Source organism: Streptomyces sp. NPDC057424 (assembly GCF_042803315.1).
GTDB lineage: Bacteria > Actinomycetota > Actinomycetes > Streptomycetales > Streptomycetaceae > Streptomyces.
Genome location: NZ_JBHVCP010000042.1, coordinates 21,307 through 36,392, shown reverse-complemented (window position 1 = coordinate 36,392; position 15,086 = coordinate 21,307). Strand labels below are relative to the sequence as shown.

The 15,086-nt window shown below is 72.5% G+C and carries 15 protein-coding genes and 2 pseudogenes; 8 read left to right on the top strand and 9 right to left on the bottom strand.

The window, feature by feature from the left end:
• The first annotated feature begins 3 nt into the window (after positions 1 to 3).
• Positions 4 to 909 (top strand): Gfo/Idh/MocA family protein, encoded by a 906-nt coding sequence (locus ACFU3E_RS27720; RefSeq protein WP_384163795.1) that lies wholly within the window; start codon positions 4 to 6, stop codon positions 907 to 909.
• On the opposite strand, the gene lnt is transcribed toward ACFU3E_RS27720, so the two are convergent.
• A complete protein-coding gene (gene lnt / locus ACFU3E_RS27715; protein WP_384163792.1) occupies positions 833 to 2,398 on the bottom strand; it encodes an apolipoprotein N-acyltransferase in 1,566 nt (521 codons plus the stop codon). The genes ACFU3E_RS27720 and lnt overlap by 77 nt on opposite strands.
• A gap of 66 nt (positions 2,399 to 2,464) precedes the next feature.
• Positions 2,465 to 2,935, bottom strand: coding sequence for a nuclear transport factor 2 family protein (locus tag ACFU3E_RS27710; protein ID WP_384163789.1), 471 nt, complete (start codon positions 2,933 to 2,935; stop codon positions 2,465 to 2,467).
• Between the two features lie 110 nt (positions 2,936 to 3,045).
• Here ACFU3E_RS27710 and ACFU3E_RS27705 point away from each other — a divergent pair, with 110 nt between their 5' ends.
• A complete protein-coding gene (locus ACFU3E_RS27705; RefSeq protein ID WP_384163786.1) occupies positions 3,046 to 3,648 on the top strand; it encodes a DUF4291 domain-containing protein in 603 nt (200 codons plus the stop codon).
• A gap of 58 nt (positions 3,649 to 3,706) precedes the next feature.
• Here the strand turns inward: ACFU3E_RS27705 and ACFU3E_RS27700 are convergent, their stop codons facing one another.
• From ACFU3E_RS27700 to ACFU3E_RS27685, 4 genes and pseudogenes are all read right to left on the bottom strand, one after another.
• Positions 3,707 to 3,886, bottom strand: coding sequence for a hypothetical protein (locus tag ACFU3E_RS27700; protein ID WP_384163783.1), 180 nt, complete (start codon positions 3,884 to 3,886; stop codon positions 3,707 to 3,709).
• Positions 3,887 to 3,983: 97 nt separating this feature from the next.
• Entirely contained in the window at positions 3,984 to 4,859 is an 876-nt protein-coding gene (locus tag ACFU3E_RS27695; protein WP_384163780.1) for an undecaprenyl-diphosphate phosphatase, read from the bottom strand.
• A gap of 159 nt (positions 4,860 to 5,018) precedes the next feature.
• Positions 5,019 to 5,355, bottom strand: a pseudogene (locus tag ACFU3E_RS27690) (winged helix-turn-helix transcriptional regulator); the annotation flags it as partial.
• Positions 5,356 to 5,556: 201 nt separating this feature from the next.
• Entirely contained in the window at positions 5,557 to 6,348 is a 792-nt protein-coding gene (locus ACFU3E_RS27685) for a TVP38/TMEM64 family protein (RefSeq protein WP_384163777.1), read from the bottom strand.
• A 37-nt stretch (positions 6,349 to 6,385) separates the two neighbouring features.
• On the opposite strand from ACFU3E_RS27685, the gene ACFU3E_RS27680 reads away from it, so the two are divergent.
• The 3 genes from ACFU3E_RS27680 to ACFU3E_RS27670 all read left to right on the top strand — a co-directional run bounded on the left by ACFU3E_RS27680 (position 6,386) and on the right by ACFU3E_RS27670 (position 8,819).
• The gene (locus ACFU3E_RS27680) at positions 6,386 to 6,589 is read left to right on the top strand and encodes a hypothetical protein (RefSeq protein WP_384163774.1); all 204 of its coding nucleotides are present in this window, start codon (positions 6,386 to 6,388) and stop codon (positions 6,587 to 6,589) included.
• A gap of 100 nt (positions 6,590 to 6,689) precedes the next feature.
• The gene (gene tuf / locus ACFU3E_RS27675) at positions 6,690 to 7,859 is read left to right on the top strand and encodes an elongation factor Tu (RefSeq protein ID WP_384163771.1); all 1,170 of its coding nucleotides are present in this window, start codon (positions 6,690 to 6,692) and stop codon (positions 7,857 to 7,859) included.
• A 114-nt stretch (positions 7,860 to 7,973) separates the two neighbouring features.
• Positions 7,974 to 8,819: a spermidine synthase gene (locus ACFU3E_RS27670; protein ID WP_384163768.1), complete on the top strand. Its 846-nt coding sequence runs from the start codon at positions 7,974 to 7,976 to the stop codon at positions 8,817 to 8,819.
• Here the strand turns inward: ACFU3E_RS27670 and ACFU3E_RS27665 are convergent.
• Both ACFU3E_RS27665 and ACFU3E_RS27660 read right to left on the bottom strand, forming a co-directional pair.
• Positions 8,781 to 9,037: pseudogene (locus ACFU3E_RS27665) on the bottom strand (MFS transporter); the annotation flags it as partial. The gene ACFU3E_RS27670 and the pseudogene ACFU3E_RS27665 sit on opposite strands and share 39 nt — an antisense overlap.
• A 55-nt stretch (positions 9,038 to 9,092) precedes the next feature.
• Positions 9,093 to 10,100 (bottom strand): hypothetical protein, encoded by a 1,008-nt coding sequence (locus ACFU3E_RS27660; protein ID WP_384163765.1) that lies wholly within the window; start codon positions 10,098 to 10,100, stop codon positions 9,093 to 9,095.
• 174 nt (positions 10,101 to 10,274) lie between these two features.
• Here ACFU3E_RS27660 and ACFU3E_RS27655 point away from each other — a divergent pair, with 174 nt between their 5' ends.
• The gene (locus ACFU3E_RS27655) at positions 10,275 to 10,712 is read left to right on the top strand and encodes a DUF4442 domain-containing protein (protein ID WP_384163902.1); all 438 of its coding nucleotides are present in this window, start codon (positions 10,275 to 10,277) and stop codon (positions 10,710 to 10,712) included.
• A 51-nt stretch (positions 10,713 to 10,763) separates the two neighbouring features.
• Here the strand turns inward: ACFU3E_RS27655 and galU are convergent, their stop codons facing one another.
• The gene (gene galU / locus ACFU3E_RS27650; protein WP_384163762.1) at positions 10,764 to 11,711 is read right to left on the bottom strand and encodes a UTP--glucose-1-phosphate uridylyltransferase GalU; all 948 of its coding nucleotides are present in this window, start codon (positions 11,709 to 11,711) and stop codon (positions 10,764 to 10,766) included.
• 351 nt (positions 11,712 to 12,062) lie between these two features.
• Here galU and ACFU3E_RS27645 point away from each other — a divergent pair, with 351 nt between their 5' ends.
• Positions 12,063 to 13,934 (top strand): ricin-type beta-trefoil lectin domain protein, encoded by a 1,872-nt coding sequence (locus tag ACFU3E_RS27645; protein ID WP_384163759.1) that lies wholly within the window; start codon positions 12,063 to 12,065, stop codon positions 13,932 to 13,934.
• Positions 13,935 to 14,451: 517 nt separating this feature from the next.
• Positions 14,452 to 15,084 (top strand): DedA family protein, encoded by a 633-nt coding sequence (locus ACFU3E_RS27640; protein ID WP_384163756.1) that lies wholly within the window; start codon positions 14,452 to 14,454, stop codon positions 15,082 to 15,084.
• Positions 15,085 to 15,086 lie beyond the last annotated feature (2 nt).

Genomic DNA, 15,086 nt, shown 5'->3' with positions numbered 1-15,086 from the left:
CCCGTGAAGGTCGGCTGCATCGGACTCGGCGACATCGCGCAGAAGGCCTACCTTCCGGTCCTCGCCTTCCAGCCCGGGGTCGAACTGCACCTGCAGACCCGTACGCCCGCGACGCTCGACCGGGTCGGCGAGGGCCTCCACGTCCCGCCGGAGCGGCGGCACACGGCCCTCGACTCCCTGCTCGCGGCGGACCTCGACGCGGCCTTCGTGCACGCGCCCACGCTCGTGCACCCGGAGATCGTGGCGCGGCTGCTGGAGGCGGGCGTACCGACGTACGTCGACAAGCCGCTCGCCTACGAACTCGACGACTCCGCGCGGCTGGTGGCGCTCGCCGAGGAGCGGGACGTGAGCCTCGCGGTCGGCTTCAACCGGCGCCACGCCCCCGGCTACACCCAGTGCGCGGACCATCCACGCGAGCTGATCCTGATGCAGAAGAACCGCATCGGGCTGCCGGAGGACCCCCGCTCGATGATCCTCGACGACTTCATCCACGTCGTCGACACCCTGCGGTTCCTGGTGCCCGGCGAGGTCGACGACGTGACCGTGCGCGCCCGCGTGCAGGACGGGCTGCTGCACCACCTGGTGCTCCAGCTCGCCGGGGACGGCTTCACCGCGCTCGGTGTGATGAACCGGCTCAGCGGTTCGGCCGAGGAGATCCTTGAGGTGTCCGGACAGGACACCAAACGGCAGGTCGTCAACCTCGCCGAGGTCGTCGACCACAAAGGTCAGCCGACCGTGCGGCGGCGCGGGGACTGGGTGCCGGTGGCCCGGCAGCGCGGAATCGAGCAGGCGGTGCTCGCGTTCCTCGACGCGGTCCGGGCGGGCAGGGTGCTCAGCGCCCGGGACGCGTTGGAGACCCATGAGTTGTGCGAGCGGGTGGTACGCGCGGTTCAGGAGCGGACCGCCTGAGCCGCAGGGTCCGTACGCCCTCTCCGGTGGCCCACAGGGCGAGGATCAGCATCGCCGCGTGCACCGTCCAGTCGCCGTGGCGGACGTAGGGCGTGGTGCCGTGGGCGAGGGGGATCTCGTAGGTCTGCGTGGCGGAGGCGTCGGTACCGAGCCACGATCCGATGCGCTGCCCGCTCGGGCCGTAGACGGCGGAGACGCCCGTCAGCGTCGCGTGCACCATCGGGCGGCCGGTCTCGGCGGCGCGCAGTGCGGCGAGGGAGGCGTGCTGCCCGGGCGCCCAGCTGTGCTGGAACGTGGAGGTCGACGACTGGCCGATCAGCACGTCGACGCCTTCCCGGGTGAGGTGGCGGGTCATGTCGGGGAAGGCGGTCTCGAAGCACACCAGCGGACCGACGCGCAGACCGTCCCCGATGTTCATCACGATCGGCTGCGAGCCGCGCCTGCGGTCCTCGCCCGCGGCCTTCCCCACGGAGGTGGCCCAGCCGAGCAGGGAGCGGGCCGGGATGTACTCGCCGAAGGGCACGAGCCGCATCTTGTCGTAGCGCTCGCCGGTCAGGCCGTCGGGCCCGACCAGGACCGAGCTCTTGTAGATGCCGGGCTGGTCGGAGCGCCGGGCGTCCACGTTGACCAGGATGTCGGCGCCCGTGGTGCGGGAGAGGTCCGCGAGCCGACGGGCGAGGTCGGGGCGGTCCCCGAGGTCGAAACCGACGCTGCTCTCGCCCCAGACGATCAGATCGACGCCCTGGCCGGCGAGGCGACGCGTGAGCTGTTCCTCGCGGGCGAAGCGGCTGTCCGCGCCGTCGACGACGCCCGGCTGCACGACGGCGACCCTGACCTGGCCGTCGACGGCGGGACGGGGCGAGAACGCCCAGGCGGCGGAGGTGGCGGCGGCCGTGGCGACCAGACCGGCCACGGCGGGCACCCGTGCCCGGCGGACCGCGACGAGGACGGCGACGGCGACGTTGACGGCCACGAGCAGGTAGCTGAGCAGCCACACACCGCCGACCGAGGCGAGCCGCAGCGCGGGTTCCGCCTGCCACTGACTGCTGCCGAGCATGCCCCAGGGCCCGCCGAGCCCCTGCCAGGAGCGGACCAGTTCGACGGCCAGCCAGCCCGACGGCAGCACCACGAGCGCCACCGCGACCCGCCCCCGGGAGGTGACGCCGCCGAGGAGACGGCGCACCAGCCAGCCCCACGGGCCCCACAGGGCGCCGAGGAGTATGGCGAGGAGGAACGTGAACACGTGCAGGCTCGGCAGCAGCCAGTGGTGCATGGCCAGCATGAAGCCGAAGCCGCCGCACCAGCCGTCGTACGCGGCCCGCCTCCCGGTCGGCGCGGTGCGCAGCAGCAGGAGCCAGGGGACCAGGGCGACGCAGGCGCACCACCACAGGGACGAGGCCGGGAAGGCGAGGACGGGCAGGGAGCCCGCGACGGCCGCGGCGGCCGAGCGGCGCCAGGTGGAGGTGAGCCAGTGGCCGAGCGTCTTCATAGGCGCCTCCTACCCCGCGGTGCCTCCAGTGTGCGCCCCGCGGACGATCTAGGACAGGGCGCCGGGTCAGTTGACCACAGGTGCCGTCCGCGGCCAGGGAAGGCGCCGCCACTTCTCCGATACGACCACCTCGCTCAGCCGCCAGCCGTCGCGCGTGCGCAGCGTTGCGAAGGCGTACCGGCCGCCGCACACGAAGTCGGGCGTGGGCCCCGCGGTGGCCATGGGGTTGACGTAGTCGGCCTGGACCTCGGCCGTGTCACCGGAGTCCTGCTCCCAGATCCCGAAGCGCACCCGCCGGTTGACGATCAGATGCTGCCGCACCGGGAACTGCCGCAGGCTCTCCGCGAGCCAGGCGGCGACCGCCCCGGCTTCTCCCTCGATGCCGCCGGCCGAGCGGTAGTCCGCCCGTCCCCGAGGGGCGAACAGCCCCCGGTAGGCCTCCCAGTCACCGTCGTCGACCGCCACCGCGTAGTCGGTGATCAACCCGTCGACGGCCAGCCGGTCCCTCACGGTGGCGAGCTCCACGCGCTGCGTCATCGGCTCAGTGTTGGGCATGGCGAGGGCCGGGCCAAGAGCCGTGCGTGAGTGATATTCGGTGGCCTCCGGGGGACGGGGGGCCCAGCCTGTCCTACGTGAACGATCAGAACGTGAACGGTCGGAACGAACCGAGATTCCAGGTGCGCGCCCGCCACACCGAGTCCACGATCACCGTCTACCAGGCCTACCGCCCGGAGATCGGCGGCCCCGCCGCCCGCCACGGGCGCTTCCCGGCCGCCTGGAAGCGGGAGCGCATGACATGGATCAAGCCGTCGTTCCTGTGGATGATGTACCGCTGCGGCTGGGGCACCAAGGAGGGCCAGGAGACGGTCCTGGCGATCGAGATCGACCGCGCGGGCTTCCTCTGGGCGCTGCGCAACGCCTGCCTCTCCCACCACGTCCCCGCCCTGCACGGCGACCGGGCCGACTGGAAAAGGCAGTTGAGGCAGGCGCCCGCGCGGGTGCAGTGGGATCCGGAACGGGACCTGCACCTCGGCCCGCTGCCGTACCGGTCGCTTCAGCTGGGGCTCGCGGGGGAGGCCGCCGCGCGGTACGCGGACGAGTGGATCGCGGGGATCGAGGACGTCACGCCGCTCGCCGCGCAGATCCACGGGCTGGTGCGGGCGGGGAAACCGGAATCGGCTGCGGAGCTGCTGCCCGAGGAGCGGCCCGTCGCACTCGACGACGAGGTGCTGGCGCGGCTGCGCGGCTAGTGAGGGGCGGGGCGCATGGGTCGGAGAGGGTGCTGCGGGAGGTGGCCGCGGGAGTGGCTCAGGCAGCCCTGACGACGCCGCCGCGGATCGCCGCCGCCCATTCGACGACGAGGAGCTCGTACTCCGCGCGCTCCTCGGCCGACAGGGTGCCGCCCGTGCGCTGCCACAGCGCACGGATCTCCTCGTTGACCTCGGCGGCGGGCCGCACGGAACCAGGGGTCAGGAAATCGGGGGACATGCGGACAAGCCTAGGGGCAGCCACTGACAGCCCGCTACCGGACGGCTACCCGATCCCTATGCGGTTGGTCACGAGACCTGGGTCACACGGCTCCGGATCAGCCCGCCGACTCCGCCGCGTGCGGGCTCAGGGCACCCACGCTGACCAGGACGATGATGACGATGCCGAGCACGATGCGGTAGTAGACGAACGGCATGAAGCTCTTGGTCGAGATGAACTTCATGAACCATGCGATCACGGCGTATCCGACACCGAAGGCGATGACCGTCGCGAAGATCGTCGGACCCCACGAGACGTGACCGCCCTCCGTGGCGTCCTTCAGCTCGAACACGCCCGAGGCGAGTACGGCGGGGATGGCGAGCAGGAAGGAGTAGCGGGCCGCGGCCTCGCGCTTGTAGCCCATGAACAGGCCGCCGCTGATGGTGGCGCCGGAGCGGGAGACGCCCGGGACGAGCGCCATGGCCTGGCAGACGCCGTAGATCAGGCCGTCCCGGACGCCCAGGTCCTCGAGGGCCTTGCGCTGCTTGGGCGCGCGGTGCTTGCCGCCGCTCTCGTCGCGGGCCGCGAGCCGGTCGGCGATGCCCAGGACGATGCCCATGCCGATCAGCATCGTCGCGGTGATCCGCAGATCGCGGAACGGTCCCTCGATCTGGTCCTTCAGCGTCACGCCGAGCACACCGATCGGGATCGAGCCGACGATGACCAGCCAGCCCATCCGGGCGTCGGGATCGCTGCGCAGCGACTTGTCGGTGAGCGAGCGCGTCCACGCCGAGAGGATCCGCCCGATGTCCTTGCGGAAGTAGATCAGCACGGCTGCCTCGGTGCCGATCTGCGTGATCGCCGTGAAGGCCGCGCCCGGGTCCTTCCAGCCCGAGAAGGCCGCCGTCAGCCGCAGGTGGGCGCTGGAGGAGACGGGGAGGAACTCGGTCAGCCCCTGGACGAGTCCGAGGATGAGTGATTCGAACCAAGACATGAGGTAGCGGAGTCCAAGTGCCGATCGTGGAACGGACGACGGGCGCACCGGGCCGCCGTTGCGATGAACGGGGGATCATGTGTGCCGAGGGGGAAGCGTAGCGTCCCCGGAAGGCCGCCCGGACACAGGGGTTTGGAAGCCGCTTGCGACCAGCGGCGATCAGGCCGCGGTGGGTCCGGTGACCGTGCAGCCGGGCGCCTGGGGCGGGCCGTGAGGTCCTCGTGACACGCGGCGTCGCCGTACACCCGGCGGGTGACGGCCGGGTCGAGCGCCTGGCCGCGGGAATGCTCCGGGTCCATCGGGCGGGCGCCGTCCGGCCGGAGGTGGCGGTCGCCCCACGCCATGAGGGCCATCAGCCCCGGCTCCCGTTTAGTCCGGCCTGCGTCGGCCGGTACTCGCAGCGCTGCGGGCGCTCGCTGTGGAGGTGCCTGGACAGGATCCCGGCGTCGACGAGCCGGCGCAGCCGAGTGGCCAGGACGTCGCGCGGGGCGCCGACGCCGGTACCCTCACCCAGGCTCTCGGCTTCGCTCGAGCAGGGGCCCCCATGGCGCGAGCGGCACCCGGCTGACGACGAGGCTGGTGCACGCGAAGCGGGAACGGGGCGCCCGGTACGCGCTGCAGACCGGGTGCGAGGCGGGCGGACTCGCCGACGGCATGGTGCTGGAACGAGTGCGAACCGGGCGGGCGTGACGGCGCGTCAGAGGTGGCGCAGCCGGTGCCGCTTGCGCCAGGCCACCACCACGCCCGCCAAGGCGGGCAGGGCGATGCACGCCAGGGCGATCAGGAAGGCGGGAGAGGTGGGGGCGGAGGCGCGGGCGCCCGCGACGACGTAGGCGGCGGTGTTCGGGATCGAGCCGAGGCCCGTGGCCAGCAGGAACGGCAGCAGCCCCATACGGGAGACGGAGGCACAGTAGTTCGCGGCCCAGAACGGCACACCCGGGAACAGCCGCACCGCCAGCATCGAACGGAAGCCGTGCCGGCTGAGCTGACCGTCCGCGGCCTTCAGCCAGCGCCCCCGCAGCAGCGGCCGCAGCGCGTCCTGGCCCAGCGCCCGGCCCAGGCAGAAGGCGATCCCGGCACCGAGCACCGTGCCCGCCAGAGCCACGCCGAGGCCGAGCTGCGAACCGAACAGCGCGCCCGCGGCGAGGTTCAGCAGCGGCCTCGGCACGAACGCCACGGTGCACACGCCGTACGCCACCGCGAACACCGCCGCTGCCGCGGCACCGCCGAGCTGCGGCGGCCAGCCTTCCGTCAGGAGCCGCTGCGGCTCGAACAGCAGCACCCCGCACGCGCCCGCGGCGAGCAGTACGACGAGCAGGGACAGCCGCGACCACGGGGAAAGAAGAACTCTCGTGCAGCGAGCGGCGAAACGGGTCGGTACGGCGGGCGAGGCGGTCGCTGCCGGGGGAACGGCGACGGCGAGCTCCGCGGTGGCGGCCAGGGGAGAGGCCGTGGCGGTGCCCCCAGAGCGGGTGGTGGCATCGAGCATCCGGTGACACTAACCGACATATGTGTGTGATCGCCGTATGGTTCGTCTCACCGGCGTCACAGGCAGCGGTGCGCAATCCCGTGCCCAGGCAACCGAAAACCATTCGACGTGCGGTAAAGCGTCGGCAATGATCGGCGACATGTTCCGGCACGCCTTCGCCCTCTCAGCATCCGTGGTCACGGATGCCCAGAAGGCTGCCGTCGTCGATCTCCCTGCCGTGACGGACGGCGCCCGAAGCTGACCCTCTCCGGTTCGTCCGGCGGACCCCGCAAGGGGAGGGTCGGGCAGGTCCTCGGGGTCCCACTTCCTTCTCCGCTGATCACAAGCTTCGAGGTCCAGCCATGTCCAAGACGGCCTACGTCCGTACGAAACCGCATCTCAACATCGGCACGATGGGTCATGTCGACCACGGCAAGACCACGCTGACCGCCGCCATCACCAAGGTCCTCGCCGACCGGGGCAGCGGCGCCTACGTGCCGTTCGACCGGATCGACCGGGCTCCCGAGGAGGCGGCCCGCGGTATCACCATCAACATCGCGCACGTCGAGTACGAGACCGACACCCGGCACTACGCGCACGTCGACATGCCGGGCCATGCCGACTACGTCAAGAACATGGTCACCGGCGCCGCCCAGCTCGACGGGGCGATCCTCGTCGTCTCCGCGCTCGACGGGATCATGCCGCAGACCGCCGAACACGTGTTGCTCGCCCGGCAGGTGGGTGTCGACCACATCGTGGTCGCCCTCAACAAGGCCGACGCGGGGGACGAGGAACTGACCGACCTGGTAGAGCTGGAGGTCCGGGACCTGCTCACCGCGCACGGCTACGGCGGTGACTCCGTACCCGTCGTACGCGTCTCGGGCTTGAGGGCGCTGGAGGGCGACCCGCGCTGGACGGCGTCGATCGAGGCGCTGCTCGACGCGGTGGACACGTATGTGCCGATGCCGGAGCGGTATCTGGACGCGCCGTTCCTGCTGTCGGTGGAGAACGTGCTGACCATCACCGGGCGGGGGACCGTGGTGACCGGGGCGGTCGAGCGGGGTGTGGTGCGCGTCGGTGACCGGGTCGAGGTGCTCGGGGCTTCCGTCGAGACGGTGGTCACGGGGCTGGAGACCTTCGGGAAGCCGATGGAGGAGGCCCAGGCGGGGGACAACGTGGCGTTGCTGCTGCGGGGGGTGCCGCGGGACGCCGTCCGGCGGGGGCATGTCGTCGCCGCGCCGGGGAGCGTGAAACCGCGGCGGCGCTTCTCGGCGCAGGTGTACGTCCTGTCGGCCCGGGAGGGAGGGCGGACGACACCGGTCTCCTCCGGGTACCGGCCGCAGTTCTACATCCGGACCGCCGACGTGGTCGGGGTGGTCGACCTCGGCGAGGTGGCGGTGGCCCGGCCCGGTGACACGGTCGCCATGACCGTGGAGCTGGGGCGGGACGTGCCGTTGGAGCCGGGGCTCGGGTTCGCCATTCGGGAGGGCGGGCGGACTGTGGGGGCGGGGACCGTGACCGTGGTGGGCTGAGGTTGTGGGGAGCCGCGGGAGCGTTGCGGCTGGTCGCGCCCACGCGGCGGAGCCGCACCTCGCCACAGCCCCGCGCCCCTGAGGTGCGTGGCCCCATCTCACGATAATGGGAGGGTGAAGGATCCCATTCCCGTGACCCGGACCACCGGTCACGGCACCGCCAAGCTGATGCCCGACGTCGACCGGGAACGGGCCTGGTTGCTGACCGTGGACGGGGCGCCGCAGTCCTACGTCGATCTCGACGAGCCCGCGCATCTGGAGTTCGAGTACACGCGGCGGCTCGGCCGTGTGCTGGATGTCGTGGCCGAGCCGGGACGGGCGCTGGACGTGGTGCATCTCGGGGGTGGGGCGCTCACGTTGCCCCGGTACGTGGCCGTGACCCGGCCGGGGTCACGGCAGGACGTCGTCGAGGCCGACCCGGGGCTGCTGGAGCTGGTGGCCGGGCATCTGCCGCTGCCGGCCGGTGCGAACATCGCCCTGCACGCGGCGGACGCACGGGTCTGGCTGGAGAACGCTCCCGCGGCCTCGGCGGACGTCGTCCTCGCGGACGTCTTCAGCGGGTCGCGGGTCCCGGCACACCTCACGTCGGTCGCCTACGTCCGTGAGGCCGCGCGGGTCCTGCGGGGGAGCGGCGTCTACCTCGCCAATCTCCCCGACGCCGCGCCCTTCGCCTTCCTGCGGTCGCAACTCGCCACCCTGGCCACCGCCTTCGACGAGCTCGTGCTGATCGCCGAGCCGGGTGTGCTGCGGGGGCGGCGGTTCGGGAACGCCGTGCTCGTCGCCGGGAATCGGACGATCGACGTGGCGGCCCTGGCCCGGCTCACCGCCGCCGACGCCTTTCCGGCCAGGGTCGAGCACGGCGCCGCCCTGCGGGAGTTCACCGGGAGTGCGCGGGCGGTGCGGGACGTGGACGCCGTGCCCTCACCCGAGCCCCCCGACGGGGCGTTCGGTATCGGCTGACGCGCGCTCGCACCGCCCTTCGCCACCTCTGCGGCCCAGCGACGCAGATGGCGTACGTCCGGTACGCACCGCACGGCCGCCGTGACCGGGACGACCAGGCCGGCGCAGCCCCAAGGGGCCGCCGAACGGCCGAAGGCCGCCTCCGCCGGGCCGGCCCCGGCCGTGGCGAGGGGAGCCAGCGCGACGGAGCCGAACCGGTCGTACGCCGAGACGCGGGAGCCGTAGAGGGCCCACCCCCGTTGCAGGGGCGGGCCCTCTCAGACTCCGGGTCAGTCAGCCGCCGGTCGGCTCGCCGTGCAGCCGGACCGTGCTGAGGATCTTCAAGACGGTCTTCTCGGGCACCTCGCCCTTCACGCCCTTCGCCCCGAAGAAGCTCCACGCGACGAAGTCGCCGGCGGAGTTCTTGAAGCCGAACGTGACCGCCTTGCCGTCGCTCGCGCACTTGCCCTTGTCGGGCGTGTTCTCCGAGTGCGCCCAGGCGACGCTGCCCTTCACGCCCGAGGCTGTGGTGTAGGGCTTGGCCTTGTCGTCGGCCTTGACGCTCTTCTTGTCCGGCTGCGTGTAGCCGCCGTACACCCACCAGGCCACCTGGTTGACCGCGACCTCGTCCGTGTCCTTGGCGCCGTCGGCGCCCTTGGTGCCCGCGCCGGCCAGCGCCTCGGTCTCGGTCCGGCCGTCCTTGTTGTCGTCGCTCGTGCACCACTCGGACTTGTAGAACGCCGGTGCCGACATGAGGATCAGCGGCTTGCCGTCGTCGGACTTCTCGTCCTCGAAGAAGACGGACGAGGTCGGGGAGGCCACCTCCCAGTCCGCCGGGACGTCGAAGGCCGTGCCCCACTTGGGGTTGATGACGACCTTCCAGCCCTTGACCGTGGGCTGCGCGGCCTCGCCGCCGCGGGGGTTGTCGCCCGAGGCGGGGGCGCTCGGCTCCTCGGCCGACGGGCTCGACGACGTCGTGCCGTTCTTGCCGCCGCCGTCCGCCGTGTCGTCCTTGTCGCCGCCCAGCACCAGGAAGCCGGTGACACCGGCCGCCACGACCACCGCCGTGGCGGCGATGATCGCGACCAGCTTCGTCCGGCTGCCGCCGCCACCGCCCTGCGGGGGCTGTGGCGCACCGGCCGGCGCGGGGGTACCCCACTGCGGCTGCTGCCCATAGGGGTTGGGCTGCTGCTGGTACCCCGGCTGCTGGTACGGATTCGGCTGCTGGTACCCCGGCTGCTGGTACGGGTTGTTCGCTTGCGGGTTCTGCTCGCCCCCGGGCGGCTGCTGTCCTGGCCACATGGGCAGCCACCCTAGCCGCGCTCCGGACACGATTCGGTCACTGCCCGTGGACGGAGACGTAGCAACCCGGGGACAGGCCGGTGCGGATGTCGTGAGGACCGGTGCGGCGGTCGTCACACGGCCTGGTCACCCGTCTCTACTCGTGAGTAACATGCGGTCATGAGCGCAGACCAGATGTCGATCGGCGAGATGCTCGCCGCCACGGTACCCATGGCCCGGACCCTGAACCTCGAGTTCCTCGAGACCTCGCCGGAGCGGGCGGTGGTGTCGCTGCCGGACCAGGGCGAGTACCACAACCACGTGGGCGGCCCGCACGCCGGCGCGATGTTCACGCTGGGCGAGTCCGCGAGCGGGGCGATCGTCCTGGCCGCGTTCGGGGACCAGCTCTCGCGCGCCGTGCCGCTCGCCGTCAGCGCCGAGATCTCGTACAAGAAGCTGGCGATGGGCGCCGTCACCGCCACGGCCACCCTCGGCCGCCCGGCCTCCGAGGTCGTCGCCCAGCTGGACGCCGGTGAGCGCCCCGAGTTCCCGGTGACCATCGCCATCCAGCGGGCCGACGGTGCCGTGACCGGCGAGATGACCGTGGTGTGGACCCTGCGGCCCAACGGCTGAGCAAGCTGTGGCGTGTGCGGGGTCCCGGCCGGGTGCCGGGGCTTTCGCAGGTCAGGCCGCCACGTCCCGGTGCCCGGGGCGCGCGCCGTCCAGCTCCCCCAGGAACCCCCGGAGCCACGCCACGAACTCCGGCCCCAGGTCGGGCCGTTCGCAGGCCAGCCTGACCACAGTGCGCAGATAGTCGCCCTTGTCGCCGGTGTCGTAGCGCAGGCCCTTGAAGACGACTCCGTGCACGGTGCCGCCCGCGGCCAGCTCCTGCAGGGCGTCGGTCAGCTGGATCTCGCCGCCCCGGCCCGGCGGGGTGCGCTCCAGCACGGAGAAGACGTCCGGGTCGAGGACATAGCGCCCGATGACGGCGTAGCGACTGGGCGCGTGCTGCCGGGCCGGCTTCTCGACCAGGCCCGTGACGCGGACGACGTCCTCCTCGCCGGTCGGCTCGACGGCGGCGCAGCCGTAGAGGTGGATCTGCTCCGGCGGGACCTCCGTCAGGGCGACCACGCTGCCGAGCCGGCGGTCGCGGATGTCGAGCATCCGGCTCAGCAGGGTCTCGCGGGGGTCGATCAGGTCGTCGCCGAGGAGGACCGCGAAGGGCTGGTCGCCGACATGCCGGCGCGCGCACAGCACGGCGTGGCCGAGGCCCAGCGGGTCGCCCTGACGGATGTGGTGGATGCTCGCCAGCCGCGCCGGGTCGCGCACCGCGTCCAGCCGCACGGTGTCGCCCTTGGCCGCGAGGGCCTGCTCCAGCTCGAAGGCGTGGTCGAAGTGGTCCTCGATGGCCCGCTTGTGCCGGCCGGTGACCATCAGGACGTCGTCGAGTCCCGCCGTCGCCGCCTCCTCGACGACGTACTGGATGGCCGGCTTGTCGACGACCGGCAGCATCTCCTTGGGCGTCGCCTTCGTCGCGGGCAGGAAGCGGGTGCCGAGACCGGCGGCCGGGACGACCGCCTTGCGGACGGTGCGGGCGGGGGCGGCCGGGGCGGAACGGTGGGGGGTGAGCATGCAGCCCATGCTGGCGCGCGGAGATGAGAGCCCGCCGAGAGCAGCATGGGAGTGCGCTGTGGAGTTGGAGATTTCGTGGACCAACCGCCTTTGAGTGCACACAACTTGCGGCCCGCGGTGGCTGTGCTTTCGAAAGCCGGTGCGGATACCGCCGGTAACTTATCCGTATTCCCCGCGTCGTGAACTTGGGTCATCCGAACTCCTTGTTACCTGTGAGTCATGTGTGCGAAAGTGAGCCGCCTCACAGCCAAGCCCGCAGCTGACGCGGCATAGGTATGCACCAATCACGCACCTGCTTTCCGACGGACGCGCAATTCGCATGCCGTTCTGCGGCTGGAAGGAAATGGTTCCGTGCAATCCCCCTACCCCCCACGCCCGCCGTACCCGCCACGCCCCGGAGCGGGGCCCGCGGCGTCCGACCGCAATCTCCTCGCCCGGGTCGGCGAACCCGCTGAAGGACCGCACGCCGTCGCGCTGTTGCTGGCACGGCACTGGCGCGCGGTCTACGAATACGCCGTGATCTGCCTGGCGTCCTCGGAGGATTCCGCGTCGATGGCGGCGGCCGCCGCCTTCCGCAGGGAACTGGCCCGGCCGGGTGGCGGTGCTCTGCGTCCGCGGCTGCTCACGGCCGTCCGGGAGACGGTCGGGGAGTGGGCCGCCGACGACGGAATTTCCGGAGTACTGCCGGAACTCCGCAAAACCGTCGGCGCCCGCGGCCTGCGTGCCGCCCGCTCCAGTACACCCGAAAGGCGGCGCCTCACGGAGCGCGCATTCCGGAGCCTTCCGGGGGCTTCGCAATGCCTGCTCTGGCACACGGAGGTCGAGGCCGAACCCATATCCGTACCGGCCGGTCTGCTGGGGGTGGACGCCGCCACCGCGTCGGCCGCCCTGGAGCAGGCACGCGAGCAATTCCGGTCGGGGTGCGTACGGGCACACCGGGAACTCGCACCGACACGGGAATGCCGCTACTACAACCGTCTGCTGGACGTTCCCATGCGCCGCGGCGGGGCCCTGCTGCCGGATGTTCAGCGGCATCTCATGGCATGCCGATACTGCCGTCACACCGCCGAACAACTCAGCCACTTCGAGGGCGGTCTGGAGGACCTGCTCGTCGAGACGGTGCTCGGCTGGGGCGCTCGCCGCTACCTCGCGTCACGACCGGGCCGCGACGGGGGCCTGGGCGTCCTGCCCGCCGGAGGACGCCACCGCCTCCGGTCCCGTGCCGAGCCTGCTACCGGCCGGCCCGGGGCGCCGAGACGGCACACCAAGGCGCTGGCCGCGGCCGTCGGTGTGACCTCCCTGATGCTGCTCGCGACCCTGCTCGCCGCCCGGGGCTGGACGGAGGAGGGCGGCACCGCCGGCCCGCAGGCCACGTGGGGCGCGGTCAGTGGCCACGGGGTCGGCCCGGACGGTGTGGGAACCTCGCCCGTGCAACCGGGCTCAGCGTCGTCCTCGCCCGCCGTTTCCCCGTCGGCCGCCTCCGCCGGCACCTCCGCCGAAGTGGCCCGGGGGCGGCTGCGCAACCTCGACGGCGGACTGTGCCTCGACGTCCTGGGCGGCCGGACCCGGGCGGACGCCCGCATCGTGCTGTCCACCTGCTCCGCCGGCGGCGCCCAGCGGTGGTCGTACCAGGACGACGGCGTCCTGCGGAGCGCCGCCGACCCCACCCTGTGCCTCGGCTCCGACCCGGACAGGGGCTCGGTCGTCCTGGCCGGCTGCCTCGTGCACGCCGGAGTCGTCCGCTACGACCTGACCGTGCGCGGCGAACTCCTGCCGCGCGGCGGCAAGGGGCTGGCCCTCGCCGCCGGCGAGGGCCGGGACGTGGTCGTGACCGGCCGCGACGGATCCCAGGCGCAACGCTGGGCACTGGAACCGGCCGCCGCTCCCGGAGGTTCGGGGGAGTCCGGGGAGAAGCGGGCCGAGGACACTCCGCGGGAGAGCCGCAAGGAGCGCGGGCAGCACCCGTACGACGACGCTCCCTCCGAGCCGCCGGGCACCGAGTCCGAGGAGCTGCCGCAGGAGCGGTACGAGACGCGGTTCGCGCAGGTGGCGTGCTGCGAGGAAGCCGAGCCCGGGTCCACCGAGCCCGGGTCCACCGAGCCCGGGTCCACCGAGCCCGGGTCCATCGGGGCCGCCCTACAGCCCGGCCCCGGCGTCCCCGGCCGCGCGACCGGAGCCGTGGCCGACGCCGTGACGGCACTCCACTCCGCCGCCCTGCCGTAGAACGGGTACGGGGTCGCCCACCCCGGCGACCCCACGGGCAGCGGTTCACCCGCCCCGCCCACGGTGTCCGACGGGGCGTCAAGCCGGGCCTCGCGCACCGTGCGTTGCACGCCCGGCACGTGCTTCGCATCCCCCGGCGGTCCGCGCTGCGTCTGCTCGGAGGGGCGAACGCCGTCGCCGCGGTCCCGACGCGTGCCCCCGCGCAAGCGGGCCCGCACCCCGCGTCGGGCCGCTGCTCGCCCGGCTCACCCTCGACAAGGGATCACCCTGCGGGCCGGACCGGAGCGGCGCGTCACCCCTTGCGGCTGACCGCGTCCCCGGTCCCGCGGTCCGCGCCACGGCCGTCCGCCAGCGGATGGCCGACGCCCGCACCCGCCACCACGCCTGGACCCGTGAGCACGGCACCGACCTGCCCGAGACTGCGGTGTGGAGCTGGAACGCCTGAGCCGCGGGGGGCGTCTCAAGAGCCGGTAGGCTTCCCGGGGCACGCAGGGAAGCTCAGGGAAAGGAACCGGCGTTGCACGTCCAGGAGTGGCTCGAAACCGTACCCGCGGTCGCCGTCTACGCACTGGTGGGGCTGGTCATCGGCCTGGAGAGTCTGGGCATTCCGCTGCCGGGCGAGATCATCCTGGTCTCCTCGGCGCTGCTCGCGTCCCAGCACGGCGACATCGACCCCGTCGTCCTCGGCGCCAGCGCCACGGCCGGCGCGATCATCGGCGACTCGATCGGCTACGCGATCGGCCGCAGGGGCGGGCGGCCCCTGCTGGCCTGGCTGGGCAACAAGTTCCCCAAGCACTTCAGCGAGGGCCACATCGCCACCGCCGAGCGCTCCTTCGAGAAGTGGGGCATGTGGGCCGTCTTCTTCGGCCGCTTCGTCGCCCTCCTCCGCATCTTCGCGGGCCCCCTCGCCGGCGTGCTCCGCATGCCGTACTGGAAGTTCCTCGTCGCCAACGTCTTCGGCGGCATCCTCTGGGCGGGCGGCACGACGGCGGTCATCTACTACGTCGGCATCGTCGCGGAGTCCTGGCTGAAGCGCTTCTCGTGGCTCGGCCTGGTGGCGGCGGTCCTGGTGGGCCTCACGTCCATGCTGGTGCTCAAGCGCAAGGCGAAGAAGGCGCAGCAGGCCCAGCTCGTGGCCGCCGCGGAGTAGCA

What these genes read in the sequence shown, in the direction of transcription:
- ACFU3E_RS27695 (WP_384163780.1), bottom strand. Translation starts at nt 4,859, where the DNA reads ATGTCTTGGTTCGAATCACTCATCCTCGGACTCGTCCAGGGGCTGACC.
- tuf (WP_384163771.1), top strand. Translation starts at nt 6,690, where the DNA reads ATGTCCAAGACGGCCTACGTCCGTACGAAACCGCATCTCAACATCGGC.
- ACFU3E_RS27700 (WP_384163783.1), bottom strand. Translation starts at nt 3,886, where the DNA reads ATGTCCCCCGATTTCCTGACCCCTGGTTCCGTGCGGCCCGCCGCCGAG.
- ACFU3E_RS27655 (WP_384163902.1), top strand. Translation starts at nt 10,275, where the DNA reads ATGTCGATCGGCGAGATGCTCGCCGCCACGGTACCCATGGCCCGGACC.
- ACFU3E_RS27680 (WP_384163774.1), top strand. Translation starts at nt 6,386, where the DNA reads ATGGTTCGTCTCACCGGCGTCACAGGCAGCGGTGCGCAATCCCGTGCC.
- ACFU3E_RS27685 (WP_384163777.1), bottom strand. Translation starts at nt 6,348, where the DNA reads ATGCTCGATGCCACCACCCGCTCTGGGGGCACCGCCACGGCCTCTCCC.
- lnt (WP_384163792.1), bottom strand. Translation starts at nt 2,398, where the DNA reads ATGAAGACGCTCGGCCACTGGCTCACCTCCACCTGGCGCCGCTCGGCC.
- ACFU3E_RS27660 (WP_384163765.1), bottom strand. Translation starts at nt 10,100, where the DNA reads ATGTGGCCAGGACAGCAGCCGCCCGGGGGCGAGCAGAACCCGCAAGCG.
- galU (WP_384163762.1), bottom strand. Translation starts at nt 11,711, where the DNA reads ATGCTCACCCCCCACCGTTCCGCCCCGGCCGCCCCCGCCCGCACCGTC.
- ACFU3E_RS27710 (WP_384163789.1), bottom strand. Translation starts at nt 2,935, where the DNA reads ATGACGCAGCGCGTGGAGCTCGCCACCGTGAGGGACCGGCTGGCCGTC.